General features: G+C 55.2%; 16 protein-coding genes. 2 read left to right on the top strand and 14 right to left on the bottom strand.

All coding sequences use genetic code 11. The annotated features are described in order from the left end of the window. Positions 1-157: 157 nt before the first annotated feature. The 8 genes from carB to ribF form a co-directional block, all read right to left on the bottom strand. Complete coding sequence (gene carB / locus KGP21_RS04770; protein WP_218519893.1) at positions 158-3,379, bottom strand: carbamoyl-phosphate synthase large subunit; 3,222 nt, start codon at positions 3,377-3,379, stop codon at positions 158-160. Between the two features lie 18 nt (positions 3,380-3,397). After that, the gene (gene carA / locus KGP21_RS04765) at positions 3,398-4,546 is read right to left on the bottom strand and encodes a glutamine-hydrolyzing carbamoyl-phosphate synthase small subunit (RefSeq protein WP_209523314.1); all 1,149 of its coding nucleotides are present in this window, start codon (positions 4,544-4,546) and stop codon (positions 3,398-3,400) included. A gap of 469 nt (positions 4,547-5,015) precedes the next feature. After that, positions 5,016-5,837, bottom strand: coding sequence for a 4-hydroxy-tetrahydrodipicolinate reductase (gene dapB, locus KGP21_RS04760; protein WP_094982164.1), 822 nt, complete (start codon positions 5,835-5,837; stop codon positions 5,016-5,018). Positions 5,838-6,209: 372 nt separating this feature from the next. Beyond that, the gene (ispH, locus tag KGP21_RS04755) at positions 6,210-7,163 is read right to left on the bottom strand and encodes a 4-hydroxy-3-methylbut-2-enyl diphosphate reductase (RefSeq protein WP_021179261.1); all 954 of its coding nucleotides are present in this window, start codon (positions 7,161-7,163) and stop codon (positions 6,210-6,212) included. Next, on the bottom strand, positions 7,144-7,614 hold the full coding sequence (fkpB, locus tag KGP21_RS04750; RefSeq protein ID WP_094982165.1) for an FKBP-type peptidyl-prolyl cis-trans isomerase: 471 nt from the start codon (positions 7,612-7,614) through the stop codon (positions 7,144-7,146). The genes ispH and fkpB overlap by 20 nt, the downstream gene beginning before the upstream one ends. Before the next feature lies 1 nt (position 7,615). Continuing rightward, positions 7,616-8,122, bottom strand: coding sequence for a signal peptidase II (gene lspA, locus KGP21_RS04745; protein WP_024527207.1), 507 nt, complete (start codon positions 8,120-8,122; stop codon positions 7,616-7,618). A gap of 13 nt (positions 8,123-8,135) precedes the next feature. Then, complete coding sequence (gene ileS, locus KGP21_RS04740; RefSeq protein ID WP_094982166.1) at positions 8,136-10,952, bottom strand: isoleucine--tRNA ligase; 2,817 nt, start codon at positions 10,950-10,952, stop codon at positions 8,136-8,138. 30 nt (positions 10,953-10,982) lie between these two features. Then, a complete protein-coding gene (ribF, locus tag KGP21_RS04735; protein ID WP_024483575.1) occupies positions 10,983-11,921 on the bottom strand; it encodes a bifunctional riboflavin kinase/FAD synthetase in 939 nt (312 codons plus the stop codon). 435 nt (positions 11,922-12,356) lie between these two features. On the opposite strand from ribF, the gene rpsT reads away from it, so the two are divergent. Continuing rightward, positions 12,357-12,620: a 30S ribosomal protein S20 gene (gene rpsT, locus KGP21_RS04730; protein ID WP_024527210.1), complete on the top strand. Its 264-nt coding sequence runs from the start codon at positions 12,357-12,359 to the stop codon at positions 12,618-12,620. Positions 12,621-12,686: 66 nt separating this feature from the next. Here rpsT and nhaR read toward each other — a convergent pair whose 3' ends face one another. The 5 genes from nhaR to KGP21_RS04705 form a co-directional block, all read right to left on the bottom strand. Further along, positions 12,687-13,586 (bottom strand): transcriptional activator NhaR, encoded by a 900-nt coding sequence (gene nhaR, locus KGP21_RS04725; protein WP_021179255.1) that lies wholly within the window; start codon positions 13,584-13,586, stop codon positions 12,687-12,689. Between the two features lie 179 nt (positions 13,587-13,765). Next, positions 13,766-14,932, bottom strand: a complete 1,167-nt coding sequence (gene nhaA / locus KGP21_RS04720; protein ID WP_059199710.1) for a Na+/H+ antiporter NhaA — start codon at positions 14,930-14,932, stop codon at positions 13,766-13,768. Positions 14,933-15,211: 279 nt separating this feature from the next. Next, positions 15,212-16,342, bottom strand: a complete 1,131-nt coding sequence (gene dnaJ, locus KGP21_RS04715; protein ID WP_021179253.1) for a molecular chaperone DnaJ — start codon at positions 16,340-16,342, stop codon at positions 15,212-15,214. 105 nt (positions 16,343-16,447) lie between these two features. Beyond that, positions 16,448-18,364 (bottom strand): molecular chaperone DnaK, encoded by a 1,917-nt coding sequence (dnaK, locus tag KGP21_RS04710; protein ID WP_021179252.1) that lies wholly within the window; start codon positions 18,362-18,364, stop codon positions 16,448-16,450. A 91-nt stretch (positions 18,365-18,455) separates the two neighbouring features. Continuing rightward, positions 18,456-18,626 (bottom strand): hypothetical protein, encoded by a 171-nt coding sequence (locus KGP21_RS04705; RefSeq protein WP_155621700.1) that lies wholly within the window; start codon positions 18,624-18,626, stop codon positions 18,456-18,458. A 61-nt stretch (positions 18,627-18,687) separates the two neighbouring features. Between KGP21_RS04705 and satP the strand changes: the two genes are divergently transcribed. Next, positions 18,688-19,287: an acetate uptake transporter gene (gene satP, locus KGP21_RS04700; RefSeq protein ID WP_039995478.1), complete on the top strand. Its 600-nt coding sequence runs from the start codon at positions 18,688-18,690 to the stop codon at positions 19,285-19,287. Positions 19,288-19,358: 71 nt separating this feature from the next. Here the strand turns inward: satP and KGP21_RS04695 are convergent, their stop codons facing one another. Next, entirely contained in the window at positions 19,359-20,651 is a 1,293-nt protein-coding gene (locus KGP21_RS04695; RefSeq protein WP_179248457.1) for an MFS transporter, read from the bottom strand. Positions 20,652-20,699: the final 48 nt, after the last annotated feature.

Raw genomic sequence — 20,699 nt, 5'->3', positions numbered from 1 at the left:
AAATAGATAAAGATAATGGGATATCAAATTTGTCATCCCAAAAATATGACGCACCCCTACAAAATCAGCACAAGCCGCAAACCGCAACCTTTGGGGGGCTGCGGCAACAAAAAAGGCGCTGCAAAAGCAGCGCCTCAGTGGCAACCAAGTTATTAACTTACTTGGTGATACGTGCGTGTAGTTCCTGCACCGAAGTCACCTGCTCGGTTGGATCGGCCTTCATCGCCATCGAGGTGGCAAAACCACCGTTCATCGTGGTGTCGTAGTGCACTTTATACTGCAGCGCACTGCGGCGGATCAGCTTGGAGTCTTCAATCGCCTGACGCCCCGCCGTGGTATTCACGATGTAGGTATACTCGCCGTTCTTGATGCGATCCTGAATGTGCGGACGCCCCTCATGCACCTTGTTGACCAGGCGTGGGTTAATCCCCGCTTCGCCCAGCACCACTGCGGTGCCGTGGGTGGCATCCAGTTCAAAGCCCTGTTTGAGCAGGCTGGCAGCCAAATCCACTACGCGAGCCTTGTCCCCACTGCGTACCGACAGCAGCGCACGGCCTTTCTTCATGCCGGAGTTACTGCCCAACATCGCTTTGGAGAAGGCTTCGGCGAAGGTGCGGCCAACGCCCATCACTTCACCGGTCGAGCGCATTTCTGGCCCGAGGATCGGGTCAACGCCTGGGAACTTGTTGAACGGCAGCACCACTTCCTTGACCGAGTAGTACGGCGGGATGACCTCTTCAGTCACGCCCTGTTCGGCCAGGGATTTACCGACCATCACACGTGCCGCCACTTTTGCCAGCGCTACGCCGGTCGCCTTGGAAACGAACGGCACGGTACGCGCGGCACGTGGGTTCACTTCGATCAGGTAGACTTCATTGTTCTTCACCGCAAACTGCACGTTCATCAGGCCACGGACCTGCAGTTCAAACGCCAGTTTTTCTACCTGCTGGCGCATCACGTCCTGAATCTCTTTGCTCAGCGTGTAGGCTGGCAGTGAACAAGCGGAGTCACCGGAGTGGACGCCAGCCTGTTCGATATGCTCCATAATGCCACCGATCAGCACGCGCTCGCCGTCACAGATAGCATCCACATCCACTTCTACTGCGTCGTCCAGGAAGCGGTCCAGCAGCACTGGCGCATCGTTGGACACGCTAACCGCGTTCTGGAAATAGCGACGCAGGTCGATGTCGTCGTAAACGATTTCCATCGCACGGCCACCCAGTACGTAGGAGGGGCGCACCACCAGCGGATAACCGATACCGGCCGCTTTCTCAACTGCCTGCTCGATGGTTGCCACGGTGGCGTTGGCTGGCTGCTTCAGGCCCAAGCGGTTAACCGCCTGCTGGAAGCGTTCGCGGTCTTCGGCACGGTCAATCGCATCCGGGCTGGTGCCGATAATCGGCACGCCTGCCGCTTCCAGCTCACGCGCCAGTTTCAACGGGGTTTGCCCGCCGTACTGCACGATCACGCCTTTTGGCTTCTCGATGCGCACGATTTCCAGCACGTCTTCCAACGTCACCGGTTCGAAGTACAGGCGATCCGAGGTGTCGTAGTCGGTAGAGACAGTTTCCGGGTTACAGTTGACCATGATGGTCTCGTAGCCGTCTTCGCGCAGCGCCAGCGAGGCGTGTACGCAGCAATAGTCGAACTCGATGCCCTGGCCGATACGGTTCGGGCCACCGCCCAGGATCATGATTTTCGGACGATCGTTGGTCGGGTTGGATTCACACTCGTCTTCGTAGGTGGAATACATGTAGGCGGTGTCGGTTGCAAACTCTGCCGCACAGGTATCCACACGCTTGTAGACCGGATGCATGTTGAAGCTGTGGCGCAGCTTGCGGATTTCGCTTTCCGCTACGCCAGCCAGCTTGGCCAGGCGCGCATCGGCAAAACCTTTACGCTTGAGCGTACGCAGGAAATCAGCGTTCAGGCCGTTGATGCCCGCTTCGGCAACCTGCTCTTCCAGACGCACCAGCTCTTCAATCTGCACCAGGAACCAGCGGTCGATGTTGGTCAGGTTGAACACGCCATCGACGGACAGACCGGCGCGGAAAGCATCGGCGATATACCAAATGCGATCTGAACCGGCATCTTTCAGCTCACGACGGATCTTGGTCAAGGCTTCCGGATCGTCCAGGCTCACTTTCGGATCGAACCCGGTCGCACCCACTTCCAGCCCACGCAGCGCTTTCTGCAACGACTCTTGCTGGGTGCGGCCAATCGCCATCACTTCGCCGACCGACTTCATCTGGGTGGTCAGGCGATCGTTGGCTCCGGCAAACTTCTCGAAGTTGAAGCGCGGGATTTTGGTGACGACGTAGTCAATGGAAGGTTCAAAGGAGGCTGGCGTACGGCCACCGGTGATGTCATTCATCAGCTCATCGAGGGTGTAGCCCACCGCCAGCTTGGCGGCGATCTTGGCAATCGGGAAGCCGGTCGCTTTCGAGGCCAGCGCCGATGAACGGGATACGCGTGGATTCATTTCAATCACGATCAGGCGGCCGGTTTTCGGGTTCACCGAGAACTGCACGTTGGAGCCGCCGGTTTCCACGCCGATCTCACGCAGTACCGCCATCGAGGCGTTACGCATGATTTGGTATTCTTTGTCGGTCAGCGTTTGCGCTGGAGCCACCGTGATGGAGTCACCGGTATGGATACCCATGGCATCGATGTTTTCGATCGAGCAGACGATGATGCAGTTGTCATTCTTATCGCGCACCACCTCCATCTCGTACTCTTTCCAGCCGATCAGCGATTCGTCAATCAGCAGCTCTTTGGTCGGGGACAAATCCAGACCACGTTCGCAGATCTCTTCGAACTCTTCACGGTTATAGGCGATACCGCCACCGGTGCCGCCCATGGTGAATGACGGGCGGATAATGCAAGGGAAGCCCACATCGGCTGCCACCGCCAACGCTTCTTCCATATTATGGGCAATGCCGGAACGCGCCGTGTCCAGGCCAATTTTTTTCATGGCGATATCGAAACGGCGGCGGTCTTCGGCTTTGTCGATGGCATCGGCGGTAGCGCCGATCATGGTAACGCCGAACTCGGCCAGTACGCCCTGACGTTCCAGCTCCAACGCACAGTTCAGTGCGGTTTGCCCACCCATGGTTGGCAGCACCGCATCCGGGCGCTCTTTCTCGATGATTTTACGCACCACTTCCCAGTGGATCGGCTCGATATAGGTGGCATCGGCCATTTCGGGGTCGGTCATGATGGTGGCCGGGTTCGAGTTGACCAGTACGACGCGGTAACCTTCTTCACGCAGCGCCTTACACGCCTGGGCACCAGAGTAGTCAAATTCACACGCCTGGCCGATAACGATCGGGCCAGCGCCGAGGATCAGGATGCTTTTTATATCTGTACGTTTTGGCATGGCTTTTCTGGCTCCTGATTATTTGGCGTTGGTACGGTAAGTCTCAATCAGTTCGATAAAGTGATCGAACAGCGGCGCGGCATCGTGCGGGCCTGGGCTGGCTTCTGGGTGCCCCTGGAAGCTGAACGCGGCTTTATCGGTACGATGGATGCCCTGCACCGTGTGGTCGAACAGGGATTTATGCGTGACCCGCAACGTGCTCGGCAGATTATTTTCATCAACGGCAAAGCCATGGTTCTGCGCGGTGATCATCACGGTGTTGTTATCCAGATCCTTCACCGGGTGGTTACCGCCGTGGTGGCCAAGCTTCATCTTCATGGTGTTGGCACCGCTGGCCAACGCCAACAGTTGGTGGCCCAGGCAGATACCAAATACCGGGATATCGGTTTCCAGGAAGCGTTTGATGGCGCTGATGGCGTAATCGCAAGGCTCTGGGTCACCAGGGCCGTTGGACAGGAAGATGCCGTCCGGAGCCATTTTCAGCACCACTTCCGCAGGGGTTTGCGCTGGCACCACGGTGAGGCGGCAGCCGCGATCCACCAGCATACGCAGGATGTTACGCTTGGCGCCGTAATCGTAGGCCACCACATGGTAAGGCAGTTCGCCCGCAGGTTTGGCCTCCGGCAAATCGCCTTCCAGCGTCCAGCTCCCCTGTTGCCAGGCGTAAGCCTCTTTGGTGGTGACCTCTTTCGCCAGGTCCATGCCTTTCAGGCCAGGGAAAGCTTTGGCTTTCTGCAGCGCCAGTTCGGCATCGGTGAGGTCGCCCGCGATGATACAGCCGTTCTGTGCGCCTTTCTCACGCAGCAGGCGGGTCAGCTTGCGGGTATCGATATCGGCAATCGCCACGATATTGTGACGCTTGAGGTAATCGGCCAGGCCCATTTCGTTGCGGTAGTTGCTGGCAATCAGTGGCAGGTCGCGGATGACAAGGCCTTGAGCATGAACAGCGGAGGATTCTGCGTCGGAATCATTGGTGCCGACATTGCCGATATGAGGATAAGTAAGAGTAACGATCTGGCGGGAGTAGGAAGGATCAGTGAGGATTTCTTGATAACCGGTCATCGAGGTATTGAAGACCACTTCCCCCACTGCCGTACCTTCTGCCCCGATGGCCCGACCGTGGAATTGGGTTCCGTCTTCCAGAACCAATAGCGCTGACTTAATCAAAACACCCTCCGAGGAATAATCAATCACAATATTTGCATATTAATTCAGATTTCACGCCCTAAATCAATGCAAAAACCGCCCTCAAGGCCAATTTTTGGCAAATTGGGCGCATTTTAATGATGAGCGTCCCGCTTGTCTAGATAAAGCGCCATTTTTTCCATTATTTTTGCTGACCTCAGGGTTTTAATGGGGTCACAGGCACAAAAACATCAGCAAACTAGGCCGAGTAAACGGTTGCGAGACACAGTGACAGAAAAAATAGCTTAAAACAGCTAAAATCGGTGTGGGGAGCAATAAAGACGACGGAAAAAACAGGATTAAGACTGGATAAGGCCAACAAAAACAGATTACAGCATTAAAATTAATCGTAAGCCTCATTTTCAATGTTAAAAAAAAGGACAATAAAATTATTGTCCGATTATCATATCATTATGATCAACACAACCACATCACGATGGTGTTCAATAAATTATAACTGGTCTAAACCGAGCACGTCTCGCATATCAAACAGCCCATTATGCTGGTTTGAGATCCAGGATGCGGCACGGACCGCGCCATTGGCAAACGTCATCCGGCTTGAGGCTTTATGGGTGATCTCTACTCGCTCGCCAATATCGGCAAACATGGCGGTATGTTCACCCACTATATCCCCGGCACGAATGGTGGCAAAGCCGATGCTCTTTGGATCGCGCTCGCCGGTATAACCCACACGCTCGTAAACCGCACACTCTTTCAGATCGCGTCCCAAAGCACCGGCAATCGCCTCGCCCATGGCTAACGCCGTTCCTGAAGGAGCATCTACCTTGTGGCGGTGATGAGCTTCCACAATTTCGATATCGGTATAATCGCCCATCACCTTGGCCGCTTTTTCCAACAGCTTGAGCACCACGTTGACACCCACGCTGAAGTTGGCGGCAAACACGATACCAATCTGCTGCGCAGCGGCCTGAATAGCCGCTTTACCCGCATCATCAAAGCCGGTGGTACCGATCACCATGGCTTTGCCGTGGGCCACGCAAAACGCCAGATGGGCCAGAGTGCCTTCCGGGCGGGTGAAATCGATCAGGATATCGAAATCATTGACGACCTTTTCCAGGTTATCGCTGACGGTGACACCTACTGCGCCAACACCAGCCAGTTCGCCGGCATCTGTACCAACCAGGCTAGAACCCGGGCGCTCCAGTGCTGCACCCAATACCACGCCCTGTGCCTGCTGCACGGCCTGTATCAATTGGCGCCCCATGCGGCCACCGGAACCCGCAATCGCGATGCGGATGTGTGAATCAGTCATACTTCGCTCTCTTTTATGGTCAAAAGCCACTCCTCGGCTATGGGTTCAGGGTAACTTCCCTACCCTATCACTACCAGAGGATTTGCTTACGGATTAGAAAATTATGATATGCCCGATATGTTATCAGTAACGCTGTCAATTGATTAACAATTACCCGATTAGCGTCAACCTTCTGTTGCTACATAATCATGCACTATTTATGCATTGCGATGAATGGCGATAAAGTCGATTTTTGCTCATTCTGCACGCTAATGGGCGAGCTCAATACTGCGACACCTGAAGCCTGATGCCGGTGGGAGCCATTAATTACAGCTAGTTAAAACGCAAAACGGGAAGCCAAGGCTTCCCGTTACTTAATGATATTGGCAACGATCAGTCGATCTGCTTGATATCCATGCGCAGTTCTTTCGGCACTTCAAACACGATGTTCTCTTCACGGCCGCTAAGCTCATGCACATCCTTGCCGCCCAAGGCTTTCAAGCGACTGATGACGTCCTGAACCAGCACGTCCGGCGCAGAGGCTCCGGCGGTGACGCCAATGTTGCTGGCGTCTTTCAACCAGGATTCCTGAATGTCCGCCGCCGAGTCGATCAGATAGGCTGGTTTACCCACACGCTGGGCAAGTTCCGCCAAGCGGTTGGAGTTGGACGAGTTCTTCGACCCCACTACCAGCACCACGTCGGCATCACCTGCCAAGCTGCGCACCGCTTCCTGACGGTTGGTGGTGGCATAGCAGATATCGTCCTTACGCGGCCCGATAATATCCGGGAAGCGCTTACGCAACGCATCGATCACGTCAGAAGTATCGTCCACCGATAACGTGGTCTGGGTCATAAAGCACAGGTTATGTTCGTTCTTCACCTGCAATTGCCAGACATCTTCCGGCGACTCAACCAGGTACATGCCCCCCTCAGGGTTGCTGTACTGGCCCATGGTGCCTTCCACTTCCGGATGCCCGGCGTGGCCAATCAGGATTGCTTCGGTGCCCTTACGGCTGGCCCGAGCCACTTCCATATGCACCTTGGTCACCAACGGACAGGTAGCATCAAACAGCATGGTCAGATCGCGGGCTTTGGCCTCGGCCCGAACTGCCTGTGACACACCGTGGGCGGAGAAGATCAGGATCGAGCCGTCCGGCACTTCCGCAATCTCTTCGATAAAGACCGCTCCACGCTCGCGCAGGCTTTCGACCACATAGCGGTTATGCACCACTTCGTGACGCACGTAAATCGGCGCGCCATAAATCTCCAGCGCACGTTCTACGATGCTGATCGCACGATCAACCCCGGCGCAGAAGCCACGCGGGTTAGCCAGCAATATTTGCATGCGCTTCCTCCTGCTGCGGGTCAATCTCCAGCACTTCGATATCGAAGGTCACCGGATGCCCCGCCAACGGATGGTTGAAATCAACGGTGATCGAATCTTCCGCCACTTCGCGCACCACGCCAGGCATTTCGCTGCCGTCGATGGCGGTAAACAGCATGATGGTACCGACATCCGGCACGCCGGTTTCGTTGAAGTCGCGGCGTGAGAAGAACTGGATCAGATCCGGGTTCTCCGCACCGAACGCGGCTTCCGGTTGCAGGGTAAACGCACATTTGTCCCCTACCCGCAAACCGATCAACTGCTGTTCCAACGGAGCAGACAGGCTGCCATCGCCCAGGCGGAACAGCGCTGGTTTGCCGTTGCCCTGGGTGGATTCCGCGGTCGTTCCATCTGCCAGTTTCAGCGTGAAATGCACCAGCACTGCGCTGTTGCCGTTAACCTGAGCCGTCATATCACTTACCTTCGCTGTTGACGCTTTTCTTCGCTGGCAAGAACCCTTCCAGCACGATCATGGCGGCACCGACGCAGATAAAGCTGTCCGCCAGATTGAAGGTCGGGTAATGCCAGTTGCCGATATAAAAGTCGATGAAATCGACCACAAAGCCATGCCACAGACGATCAAACAGGTTGCCGAGCGCACCGCCGATAATAAAGGCATAGGCGATATTATTCAGCTTCTGCTGGGCACTGCTGCGATACATCATCACCAGCAGCACCACCACGATGGCGACCGCAATACCGGCAAAGAACCAGCGCTGCCAGCCACCGTGATCCGCCAGGAAACTGAACGCCGCACCGTAGTTACGGGCGTAGTACAGGTTGATTGACGGGAACAACGGCTGGGTCTGGCCCAGCACAAAGTTACTCAGGATCCACTGTTTGCTGAAAAAATCCAGCGCCAGCACCACCACTACCAGCCATAGCCAGCGCAAGCCGGTCGAACTTATCGGTCTACTCATCAGGCGCTTGATCTCAGGCAAAGTTACGTTTTTCGCCGTCACCGGCTACGTTAGTCACACAGCGGCCGCAGAGTTCTGCGTGCTCCGCCACCTGGCCGACATCGGTGGTGTAATGCCAGCAGCGCGGGCACTTCTCACCATCCGCTTTGCTGAACGCAATTTTCAGCCCTTTCAACAGTTCACTTTGCTGCGCATCGGCAGGAGCATCGGCAAACGGTGCTACGCTGGCCGATGAGGTCAGCAACACAAAACGCAGTTCGTCCTGCAGGCTGTTCAGGCGTGCTGCCAGATCGCTATCGGCATACAGCGTAACCGCCGCCTCCAACGAACCGCCAATGTGCTTGTCCGCACGTGCCTGTTCCAGCACCTTGTTCACTTCGCCACGCACTTTCAGCAGATCGGCCCAGAACGCATCGTTCATGCCTTCGCCTGCCGCCAGCCCGAACAGACCGTCATACCACTCTTCGGTAAACACGTACTGCGCGCGTTTGCCTGGCAGGAAGGCCCAGATTTCATCGGCGGTAAACGACATGATCGGCGCCATCCAACGTACCAGCGCTTCTGCAATGTGGAACAGAGCGGTCTGGCAGCTGCGGCGGGCAACGCTGTCGCTTTTCGCGGTGTACTGGCGGTCTTTAATGATATCCAGATAGAAGGACCCCATTTCTACCGAGCAGAACTGCATCAGGCGCTGCACCACTTCGTGGAAATCGTAGTTGGCATAGGCCTGCTCGATATCCTGCTGTGCGGCCATTGCACGGCCTACAGCCCAGCGATCCAGTACCACCATCTCTTCCGGTGCCACGCAGTCAGTGCTTGGATCAAACCCGTTCAGGTTGGCCAACAGGAAACGCGCGGTATTACGGATGCGGCGATAAGAATCGGCAGCACGCTTGAGGATTTCGTCGGAAACCGCAATCTCGCCGGTGTAGTCGGTAGAAGCGACCCACAGGCGCAGAATGTCCCCACCCAGCTTGTTCATCACGTCCTGCGGGCTGACGGTGTTGCCGATTGACTTGGACATTTTGCGGCCCTGACCATCGACGGTAAAGCCATGGGTCAGCACTTCTTTGTAAGGCGCCTTACCCTTCATCGCGGTCGAAATCATCAGCGATGACATGAACCAGCCACGATGTTGGTCGGAACCTTCCAGATACATGTCGGCAGAGTGGCCGTTGAATTCTGGACGCACGTCAACCACGGAAGAATGGGTTGAACCTGAGTCAAACCAAACGTCCAGCGTATCTGGCACTTTCACATAATCGGCCGCTTCGGCACCGAGGATATCGGCAGCGTCCAGATCCCACCAGGCCTGGATCCCGTCCTGCTCAACACGCTTGGCCACTTCTTCCATCAGCTCTACGCTGCGTGGGTGAAGCTGCTCGGTGTCTTTATGCACGAACAGGGACATTGGAACGCCCCAGGTACGCTGACGTGAGATACACCAGTCTGGACGGTTAGCCACCATGGTTTCGATACGCGCCTGGCCCCAATCCGGGATCCACTGCACGCCCTTGATCTCTTCCAGTGACTGCTTGCGCAGCCCCTTTTGATCCATGCTGATAAACCATTGCGGCGTGGCACGGAAAATGATCGGCGTTTTGTGGCGCCAGCAGCACGGGTAGCTGTGTTGCAGTTTTTCCACGTGCAGCAGAGCGCCTTTCTCACGCAGCAGCTCAACGATCAGATCGTTGGCCTTGAACACGAATTTACCGTCCAGCGTTGGATAGGTGCCGGTCAGGTAGCAGCCGTTCGGGCCAACCGGGTTGGCGACTTCCAGGCCGTATTTCTGGCCGATGATGAAGTCATCCGGGCCGTGACCTGGAGCGGTATGTACGGCACCGGTACCGGCATCCAGCGTAACGTGATCGCCCAGGATCGCCGGCACGTCAAAGCCCATAAACGGATGGGTAAAGCGCATCAGTTCCAGATCGCTGCCCTTGCAGCTGCCCAGCACTTCCCAATGGGTGATGCCTGCACGCTTCATCACGCTTTCTACCAGGTCCGCTGCCAGGATCAGGCATTGACCTTCAACCTGTACCAGATGGTAGCTGAACTCTGCATTCAGCGAGATCGCACGGTTGGCAGGCAGCGTCCACGGTGTGGTCGTCCAGATCACCAGTGACACCGGGCCATTCACGTTGGTTACACCAAACTTGCTGGCCACCGCCGCCGCATCAACCGCATGGAACGCGACGTCGATGGATGGCGAGGTTTTGTCGTAATATTCAACTTCCGCTTCCGCCAGGGAAGAACCGCAGTCCGTACACCAGTGCACCGGCTTGGCGCCTTTGAGCAGATGACCATTGCTGATGATCTTGCCCAATGCACGGATGATGTTGGCTTCGGTTTTAAAATTCATGGTCAGGTACGGATGATCCCAGTCACCCAGCACCCCCAGACGGATAAAGTCTTTCTTCTGGCCTTCTACCTGCTCGGCAGCATATTCACGGCATTTCTGGCGGAACTCTGCCGGTGTCAGTTTCTCACCCGGTTTGCCATACAGTTGCTCAACCTTCAGTTCGATAGGCAGACCGTGGCAGTCCCAGCCTGGAACATAAGGCGAATCAAAGCCAGCCATCCCTTTTGACTTGATAATAATGTCTTTGAGGATCTTGTTTACCGAGTGACCAATGTGAATACTGCCATTCGCATACGGAGGGCCGTCATGCAGAATGAAGGATTTCTTGCCCTTTTTGGCGGCACGAATGATCCCGTACAGATCCTGTTCATACCAACGTGCGAGCATGCCAGGTTCACGCTTGGCGAGATCGCCACGCATCGGGAACCCTGTTTCCGGCAAGTTCAGGGTATTCTTGTAGTCACTCATTAGATTCTCGATCTCGTTTCGGTTCGTAGATTAAGCCGGTGTCTGTAGCCCGAAGAACGTCCGGGCCGTCACCACATCATTGGCGATTTGCTGCTTTAGCGCATCGAGCGAAGCAAAACGCTGTTCATTGCGCAATTTTGCGCGCAGCACCACATCAAGGTGGCGCCCGTAAAGATCCATGGTTACATCCAGCAGATGCACTTCCAACTGCTGACGTACGCCTGCCACCGTTGGGCGAGTGCCAATATTGGCCACGCCCGGCAAAGGCTCGGGGCCAAGGCCATAAACATCGACGGCATATACCCCTTTCACCGGGGCAACCAGGCGTTTGAGCGGCAGGTTGGCGGTTGGGAAACCAATGGTTCGCCCCAGTTCATCGCCATGCACTACGCGCCCGGAAATACTGTAAGGATGCCCCAGCAGGGTTTCTGCCAGCGGCAAATCATCATCACGCAACGCATTGCGGATGGCGGTGCTGCTGATACGCAGATCGCCTTCACGGAAGCTTGGCGTGCTGACCACCTCAAAGCCGAATTCTTGCCCGGCAAGCTCTAACAGCGGGAAATCCCCCTGGCGACCAGCACCAAAGCGGAAATCATCCCCCACCATCAGGAATTTTACCCCCAGCTTTTCGACCAGCAGCTCAGCAACGAATGCCTGAGCGGTATGGGCGGCAAAGCGGGGATCAAACTTGACGCACAACAGGTAATCAACCCCGGCCTGCGCCAGGTATTTGGCTTTGTCACGCAAGCGCGTGAGGCGGGCCGGAGCCTTATCCGCGGCAAACAGTTCCAGCGGCTGCGGCTCAAAGATCATGACGATGACCGGTAACCCCAGTCGCCGTCCTTCCTGCTTCAACTGCCCCAATAGCGCCTTATGACCGCGATGGACGCCGTCAAAATTGCCGATGGTGAGCACACAGCCACGGTGGCGTGCCCGGATATTATGGATGCCGCGAATTAGCTGCATAGCTGGCCCAACACAGTGGAAATCGGCGGATTATACCTTGTACAGCGGTCAAGGTTAACCCGCGATTGGTTCCTTTGATGTAATAGTCATACCATACCGGAGGATAATCGCCTTAACCACCGTTTATCTGGCCCAATGCGTGCTATATTAGCGCGCTGATAGCGAGCTTGGCTTCTGGCCGACGCTTGAAAGACGGGGGATAACCCACCAGGACCAACAGCTTGCAGACTGTGATGCAAATCACATGGCGATTTTTCTCGTGAAACACTGTATTCCCATGGCTGAAGCTGGTAAAATCCTGCGCCATCACAACGTAGCAAGTGCCGCCCGTACAAACGGCGCTTATTTGCACAAATCCATTGACAAACGAAGGCTAAAAGGGCATATTCCTCGGCCTTTGAATTGTCCTCAATATATATATTTGGGAGTTGGACCTTGGCTAATATCAAATCAGCTAAGAAACGCGCCATACAGTCTGAGAAACGTCGCAAGCATAACGCTAGCCGTCGCTCAATGGTGCGTACCTTCATTAAGAAGGTTGACGCAGCTATCGCAGCTGGCGACAAAGACGCAGCACAAAAAGCATTCCTCGTAATGCAACCACTTGTGGATCGCCAGGCAGCTAAAGGCCTGATCCACAAAAACAAAGCAGCGCGTCATAAGTCAAACCTGACGGCGCGTATCAACGCAATGCAATAAGCATTACGTTGTGTGCTTGTTAAAAAAACCGGCTTCGGCCGGTTTTTTTACGCCTGGCGTTCAAGCCTACAGCGCGAACAGCGCCGAGAAGTCCTTGTTGCATACCCGCTGTACCGCCGGATGCTGGATCATTCGCTCGGCAAAAATGATGTAATACTCTTCCTGCACGCTATCGACACGGCCGATCTCCACCACGTCATCATCGCTATAGGTATCCAGCGCATACAGCGTTGGCGCCACGAAGATCGCATTGTGGTACAGGCCGAAAGCCTTCATCAGGGCTGCATCGTCAAACTCCCCCAGTATCTCAACCTTGATACCTTGCGTGTTGAACCAGTTAAGCAGCTTGCGCCCCAGCATTGAACGCCTTCCCGGGATCAACAAGCGGCGCTGTTCCAGACAGGCCGGAAACGGTAAATCGGGTATCGGCTGACGACAGAAGAAGCTGACCCCACACTCCCCCAGCTTAAGCGAAAACAAGCCTTCCTGCTGGCTGGAGTCGACCGGGCAATCCGACAGGATCATATCCAGTTTATGCTGGCTCAGTTGCTCAAGCAGCATCTCATGGGTTGATTCAAAACAGCGCAGGTGGATTTGCTCATTGTCCACTACCACCGCAGTTTCCAACACCTGGCTGACCAGACGTTTGGATAGCGCATCCGCTACGCCCACGTCAAACAGCAGGTTGGACTCCTTGCGGTAGTTGACGATATCCAGCATTTCCTGGCTGAGCATAAACATCTTGTCGGCATAGCGGAACACCAGTTGGCCTAGCTCGGAGGGGACCAGCCCACGCCCCTGGCGTTTGAACAGCTTACCGTTGAGCCGTTCTTCCAGTGCCTTGATTTGGCCGGTGATGGTCTGGGGCGTGAGGAACAGGGCTTCCGCCGCTCCCACGACCGACCCCTCCTTGCAGACCTGCCAGAAGTAATACAGATGGTTAAAGTTGATGTGAGACATTCTCAAAACGTTCTCTCCTTAGGTTTCTCATCGGCAAACGGTCTGCCGTGATGAGCGACAAACTCCCTATCGTTAATTTCGGACAACGCAAAGTTATCTTTAATCCCAAGTGCAGCGTGGCTGACGAAGCCACGCTGCCGCTACTATTGTAATAGCCCTTCAGCAACGAGGGGTAAACACAAAGGTCATCGGCTGCGGGGCAAACTCAAACGCAGCAGGCCGTAACCCACTACCGCAGCGCTGGTCGATCCCAATAGTATGCCTAATTTGGCATAGGTACTGAGAGCCACATCCGCCTCGGCGAAGGCCAATGAGGCAATAAAAATCGACATGGTGAAACCAATACCACAGAGCACGGCCACGGCAAACACTTGTTTAAAGCCGATATCCTGCGGCAAACGGGCAATCCCCAGTTTCACCGCCAGCCAGCAGAAGACGAAAATCCCCAGCGGCTTGCCGATAAACAGCCCGGCAGCAATCCCCAGCGGCAACAGTGAAGTCAACCCGCTCAAGGACACCCCTTGCAACGAGACACCCGCGTTGGCAAAGGCAAACAGCGGCAGGATCAGGAAGGCGACCCATGGGTGCAGCTCATGCTCCAGGGTTTCGGAGGGCGAAGGCTCACTCTTGGCGTTCAGCGGGATCATAAAGCCGACAATCACCCCTGCCAGCGTAGCGTGAACACCCGACTTGAGGATCGCAACCCACAGCACCAATCCGACCATCATATACAGCGAGGTTTTACCCACTCCCCGCCAGTTCATTAGCGCCAATACCACGATCGCCGCAGCCGCAACGCCCAGCGCCACCATCGAGACCTGATGGGTGTAGAACAACGCGATAATGATGATGACCCCAAGGTCATCGATAATCGCCAAGGCCAGCAAGAATACTTTCAGGCTGGTCGGCACCCGGTTGCCCAGTAAGGCCATCACGCCCAAGGCAAAGGCAATATCCGTTGCCGCCGGGATCGCCCAACCCTGGCGGGTTACTTCATCGGCACCGTTGAACAGCAGATAGATCAGCGCCGGAGCCAGCATGCCGCCTAACGCGGCAATCGCCGGGAAGATGGCCTTCTCACGCCCAGCCAGGGAACCTTGCAGCAGTTCACGTTTGACTTCAAGCCCCACCACCAGGAAGAAGATGGCCATTAAACCGTCGTTAATCCACAGCAGCAGCGGTTTGGCAATGTCCAGCGAGGCGATGCTGACCGCCACGGGTAAGTTAAGGAAGGCCTGATACAGCCCCTGTACGGGGGTATTAGCCATGATCAAAGCCACCACGGCAGCAGCGATCAGAATAATGCCCCCAGCGGCTTCTTGACGCAGAAATTGACGAATAATAGTAGTCACAGTAAGTCGCTCCAAAATGCCCGTCGTCTTTCAAGCTGCGACTCGAAATCCATAGGGCATAGATAATGGGGGCAAAGCGCCCCGGTTTCCAGACAATGAAACGAGTATAGTCGAGGAATCACCTCGAAAAAATCAGTTTATAAATGCAAAACAACTCGTAAAAACCGACTTATTCGCGCTATATATCACACTTTTAATAGGGGCTTTCATACAGCAAAGATAAAAAAACCCCGGTTTGCTTAAACCGGGGTTTGACGATTGATGCGCGGAGAACGTTGATTAACGAGTCAGGTCGTCAAAAAACTTTTTCACGCCGTCGAAGAAGCTTTTCGAACGCGGGCTGTTTTTATCCCCAGAAGGGCCACCCAGGCTCTCTTCCAGCTCTTTGAGCAGTTGCTTCTGCTTCTCGTTCAGACTCACCGGCGTTTCTACCACCACGCGGCACAGCAGGTCACCCTGGCTGCCACCCCGTACCGATTTCACCCCTTTGCCACGCATGCGGAACAGTTTGCCGGTCTGAGTTTCCGCCGGGACTTTCAGCTTGACGCGGCCATCCAGCGTTGGCACTTCAATCTCGCCACCCAAGGCAGCCATAGCAAAGTTGATCGGCACTTCGCAGTAGAGATTATTGCCTTCACGTTCGAAGATCGGGTGAGCACTCACCTGAACCTGAACGTACAGATCGCCTGCTGGCGCGCCGTGTTCGCCAGCTTCACCTTCACCCGCCAGGCGGATGCGGTCGCCAGTATCTACGCCCGCCGGGATTTTCACCGACAGGGTTTTGGATTTCTCTACGCGACCATGGCCGTGACATTTGTTGCACGGATCCTTGATGATCTGACCACGCCCGTGGCAGTGCGGACAAGCCTGCTGCACGGTGAAGAACCCTTGGCGCATCTGCACCTGACCCTGACCATGACAGGTCGGACAGGTTGCCGGCGAACTGCCCGGCTTGGCACCGTTGCCATGGCAGACATCACACTCTTCCAGCGTTGGAATACGGATCTCTTTGGTCACGCCACGCACGGCTTCTTCGAGCGTCAGATCCATGTTGTAACGCAAATCGGATCCACGGCTGGCACGTTGACGGCGTCCGCCGCCAAAGATATCGCCAAACACGTCGCCAAAGATATCGCTGAAGTCGGCACCGCCGCCACCAAAGCCACCACCACCGCCCATACCACCTTGCTCAAAGGCCGCATGGCCGTATTGATCGTAGGCAGCACGTTTTTGATCGTCGGTCAGGACCTCGTAGGCTTCCTTGACCTCTTTAAACTGGCTTTCGGCGTCTTTTTCCTGATTACGATCAGGGTGATACTTCATCGCCAGGCGCTTATACGCCTTTTTGATTTCGCGCTCGTCTGCCGTCTTGGCTACGCCGAGCACCTCGTAATAATCTCTCTTCGCCATTATTTCTCTTACCCTTAACATGCGTGCACGGGCGTAGAGTTGCCTCGACGCCCGTGCTGGTTTCCGGTTACGGCCTGTGGCCGCACCGTGCCCGCTTAAGGGCGATTATTTTTTGTCTTTAACTTCTTCAAACTCGGCGTCAACCACGTCGTCGTCTTTCTGCGCCGCGTTGTCTGCACCGGCATCAGCACCCTGTGCCTGCTGCGCTTGCGCCTGGGCCATTTCCATCAGCTTGCCGGAAACCTGCACCAGAGCCTGGGTTTTCGCTTCGATTTCGGCTTTATCTTCGCCTTTCACCGCCGCTTCCAGATCTTTCAGCGCGCTCTCGATAGCGGTTTTGTCTTCAGCTGGCAATTGCTCACCCGCTTCTTCCAACTGCTTACGGGTACCGTGGATCAGGTGATCTGCCTGGTTACGAGTTTGCACCAGTTCTTCGAACTTACGGTCAGCTTCAGCGTTCACTTCGGCATCGCGTACCATTTTCTGGATTTCTTCTTCGTTCAGACCAGAAGACGCCTTGATGGTGATCTTCTGCTCACGGCCGGTGTTCTTGTCTTTCGCAGACACGTGCAGAATACCGTCGGCATCGATATCGAAGGTGACTTCGATCTGTGCCATACCGCGTGGTGCCGGCTGGATGCCGTCCAGGTTGAACTGGCCCAGTGACTTGTTGTCATTGGCACGTTTACGCTCACCCTGCAGCACATGGATGGTCACCGCTGCCTGGTTGTCTTCGGCAGTAGAGAACACCTGGCTGTGCTTGGTCGGGATAGTGGTATTTTTGGTGATCAGCGGCGTCATCACGCTGCCCATGGTTTCGATACCCAGTGACAGTGGGGTAACGTCCAGCAGCAATACGTCTTTCACATCACCGGCCAACACACCGCCCTGAACCGCAGCACCAACGGCTACCGCTTCGTCCGGGTTAACGTCTTTACGTGGTTCTTTACCGAAGAAATCAGCAACTTTCTTCTGAACCATAGGCATACGGGTCTGGCCACCGACCAGGATCACGTCCTGAATGTCAGAAACCGACAGGCCTGCATCTTTCAGTGCCACTTTCAGCGGCTCGATAGAGCGAGCAACCAGATCTTCTACCAGCGACTCGAGTTTTGCACGGGTCACTTTGATGTTCATGTGTTTTGGACCGCTGCCATCTGCAGTGATGTACGGCAGGTTGACGTCGGTCTGCTGAGCGGAGGACAGCTCGATCTTGGCTTTTTCAGCGGCTTCTTTCAGACGCTGCATCGCCAACGGATCGTTGCGCAGATCCATGCCCTGCTCTTTCTTGAACTCTTCCACCAGATAGTTGATCAGGCGGCTGTCGAAGTCTTCACCACCCAGGTGGGTATCACCGTTGGTCGCCAGAACTTCAAAGGTTTTTTCACCGTCAACGTCGTCGATCTCAATGATTGAGATATCGAAAGTACCACCACCCAGGTCATAAACCGCGATGGTACGGTTGCCCACTTCTTTGTCCAGGCCATAAGCCAGGGCCGCAGCAGTAGGTTCGTTGATGATACGTTTCACTTCCAGACCTGCGATACGGCCAGCATCTTTGGTCGCCTGACGCTGAGCATCGTTGAAGTAGGCAGGAACGGTGATAACCGCTTCAGTTACCGGCTCACCCAGGTAATCTTCCGCCGTTTTCTTCATTTTCTTCAGGACTTCCGCAGAGATCTGCGGTGGTGCCATTCTCTGGCCCTTCACTTCCAGCCAGGCGTCACCGTTATCGGCAGCAACGATGCTGTAAGGCATGATAGCCTTGTCACGCTGTGCTTCTTCATCCTGGAAGCGACGGCCAATCAGGCGCTTGATCGCAAACAGGGTGTTCTGTGGGTTAGTAACAGCCTGACGCTTAGCAGGCTGGCCAACCAGAATTTCACCATCCTGGGTATATGCGATGATTGAAGGAGTGGTGCGATCGCCTTCGGCATTCTCCAGCACGCGCGCCTTGCCACCATCCATAATTGCTACACAAGAGTTGGTTGTACCCAGGTCGATACCAATAATTTTGCCCATCTAAACATCTCCACTAATAAATTCATAATCGGTCAGGTTGCTAACTATATGCGGGCGTTTTTTTGCTTTTCAACTGCCCGGCATCTCAGTGTTACCCGCGGTCAGCAACTGCGGTTGCCAATAAGATGGGGCCATCCACACCAGCATCAAGGGGCAGGACAAAAAAAATTTCGTTTTTATCCGCAGCCAGATCATTGTTTCCTGGCGTGGGGATCATTATGATGCCGCGCGCTCTGATGGAAGTTATGGGTTTTTCGGCCATTCAGACCAATTATTAAATTACCTATCCATTTTCGTTACAATTCTGTTATCGCAGAGGACATATGCACTCCAACAAGTTGGCAAATCCCGGCCCCCTGGGTCTGATGGGCTTCGGGATGACTACCGTCTTGCTGAACCTGCACAACGCGGGCTTTTTCCCACTGACTTCCGTCATCATCAGTATGGGGATTTTCTTCGGTGGCATGGCTCAGATTTTTGCCGGTATTCTTGAGTTCAAGAAAGGCAACACCTTCGGCTTGACCGCCTTCACCTCTTACGGCTGCTTCTGGCTGAGCCTGGTAGGCATCCTGCTGCTGCCACGCATGGGCCTGGCAGAACCGACCGACGCGAACGTCCTCGGCATCTACCTTGCACTGTGGGGCGTCTTCACCCTGTTCATGTTCTTCGGCACGCTGCGTACCAACCGTGGGTTGCAGTTTGTGTTTGCCAGCCTGACCGTGCTGTTCGCACTGCTGGCCGTCGGCAACATTACCGGTAACCACGCGATCCTGACGTTCGCCGGTTACGAAGGCATTATCTGTGGTGCCAGCGCGATCTATCTGGCAATGGCAGAGGTGATCAACGAACAGTTGGGCCGCACCGTACTGCCAATCGGCCCGGTGGAAGCTCAGCAGGCAACACCCGCTGCTGTTACCGCATAAATCCGTACTAACGTGATATAAAAAAACCCTGCGGTGTTTAATCGCAGGGTTTTTTATTGGGCGAAAATCGCTTAGTTCAAGACTGTTTTTTCACTGTTCAGGTCGCGACGCAGGTAGATCCCGAGTAATAGGCCGAGCGTCGATAACGCCAGCATATAGTAAGCGGGCGCTAACGGGGTTAACTTCATGATCAGCGTGACAAATACCGGGGTTAAACCCCCAAAAATCGCGTATGCCACGTTGTAGGAGAACGAAATCCCGCTAAATCGCACTTCCGCCGGAAAAGCCCGCACCAACACGTAAGGCACCGCACCGACGATCCCCACACTGAAGCCAACCAGCGCGTAGGTGGCGAACAGCATTTCTGGATGTGTTGCCACCGACTGATAGAACAGCCAACTGCACCCTGCCAACAGCACACTGCCGACGATAAAGGTTTTGCTGGCGCCAAAGCGGTCCGCCGCCGAACCAGAGACGATACAGCCAGCAAACAGCATGATGATGGCGATGCTGTTGGCCTGCAATGACAGCGCCGGGGCTATGGCAAACTGTTTTTGCAGGTAGGTTGGCGTCATCAGGATCACCACCACAATGCCTGCCGACAACAGCCAGGTCAGCAGCATCGAGACCGCGATCTCTTTGCGATGATTCATCACCACCGATTTCAGCGGCAGCTCTTCTGCCAGCGCCTTACGCGCCTGCATCTCGATAAAGATTGGGGTTTCCTGCAACCAGCGGCGCAGATACATGGCGAACAGACCAAAGATACCGCCCAGGAAGAACGGAATACGCCAGCCACCGTCATGAATGGCCTGTTGGCTGAGCGTGGTATTGATGATGGTGGCCACCAGCGAGCCGAGCAGGATACCGGCCGTCAGGCCAGCGGTGAGCGTGCCACAGGCAAAACCAACGCGTTTGCGCGGCACATGCTCCGCCACAAATACCCAGGCACCAGGGACTTCACCCCCGATCGCCGCGCCTTGCAGAACCCGCATCAACAGCAGCAGCAACGGTGCGGCAATACCGATACTGGCGTAGGTGGGCAGCATCCCCATCGCCAGCGTCGGTAACGCCATCAGCAGGATGCTCAGGCTGAACATCTTTTTACGGCCCACCAGATCGCCGAAGTGCGCCATGATAATGCCGCCCAGTGGCCGAGCCAGGTAGCCCGCAGCAAAGATACCAAAGGTCTGCACCTGGCGCAGCCACTCAGGCATATCCGCCGGGAAGAACAGATCGCCCATTACCGCAGCAAAGAAAACAAAAATGATGAAGTCATAAAACTCCAACGCACCGCCCAGGGCAGCCAACGTCAGAGTTTTATAATCTTGCCGGTTGAGCCGGCGATTATTATCGTGATGCATAAGATACCGTTAGAGGAAACAGGAAAGACACAGAAAGCATAATGGCTA

The organism is Serratia sp. JSRIV004, assembly GCF_019968705.1.
Classification (GTDB): domain Bacteria; phylum Pseudomonadota; class Gammaproteobacteria; order Enterobacterales; family Enterobacteriaceae; genus Chania; species Chania fonticola_B.
This window is presented reverse-complemented; position numbering and strand designations above follow the sequence as displayed.

What these genes read in the sequence shown, in the direction of transcription:
- carB (WP_218519893.1), bottom strand. Translation starts at nt 3,379, where the DNA reads ATGCCAAAACGTACAGATATAAAAAGCATCCTGATCCTCGGCGCTGGC.
- dapB (WP_094982164.1), bottom strand. Translation starts at nt 5,837, where the DNA reads ATGACTGATTCACACATCCGCATCGCGATTGCGGGTTCCGGTGGCCGC.
- ispH (WP_021179261.1), bottom strand. Translation starts at nt 7,163, where the DNA reads ATGCAAATATTGCTGGCTAACCCGCGTGGCTTCTGCGCCGGGGTTGAT.
- fkpB (WP_094982165.1), bottom strand. Translation starts at nt 7,614, where the DNA reads ATGACGGCTCAGGTTAACGGCAACAGCGCAGTGCTGGTGCATTTCACG.
- lspA (WP_024527207.1), bottom strand. Translation starts at nt 8,122, where the DNA reads ATGAGTAGACCGATAAGTTCGACCGGCTTGCGCTGGCTATGGCTGGTA.
- ileS (WP_094982166.1), bottom strand. Translation starts at nt 10,952, where the DNA reads ATGAGTGACTACAAGAATACCCTGAACTTGCCGGAAACAGGGTTCCCG.
- ribF (WP_024483575.1), bottom strand. Translation starts at nt 11,921, where the DNA reads ATGCAGCTAATTCGCGGCATCCATAATATCCGGGCACGCCACCGTGGC.
- dnaJ (WP_021179253.1), bottom strand. Translation starts at nt 16,342, where the DNA reads ATGGCGAAGAGAGATTATTACGAGGTGCTCGGCGTAGCCAAGACGGCA.
- dnaK (WP_021179252.1), bottom strand. Translation starts at nt 18,364, where the DNA reads ATGGGCAAAATTATTGGTATCGACCTGGGTACAACCAACTCTTGTGTA.
- KGP21_RS04705 (WP_155621700.1), bottom strand. Translation starts at nt 18,626, where the DNA reads ATGGCCGAAAAACCCATAACTTCCATCAGAGCGCGCGGCATCATAATG.
- satP (WP_039995478.1), top strand. Translation starts at nt 18,688, where the DNA reads ATGCACTCCAACAAGTTGGCAAATCCCGGCCCCCTGGGTCTGATGGGC.
- KGP21_RS04695 (WP_179248457.1), bottom strand. Translation starts at nt 20,651, where the DNA reads ATGCATCACGATAATAATCGCCGGCTCAACCGGCAAGATTATAAAACT.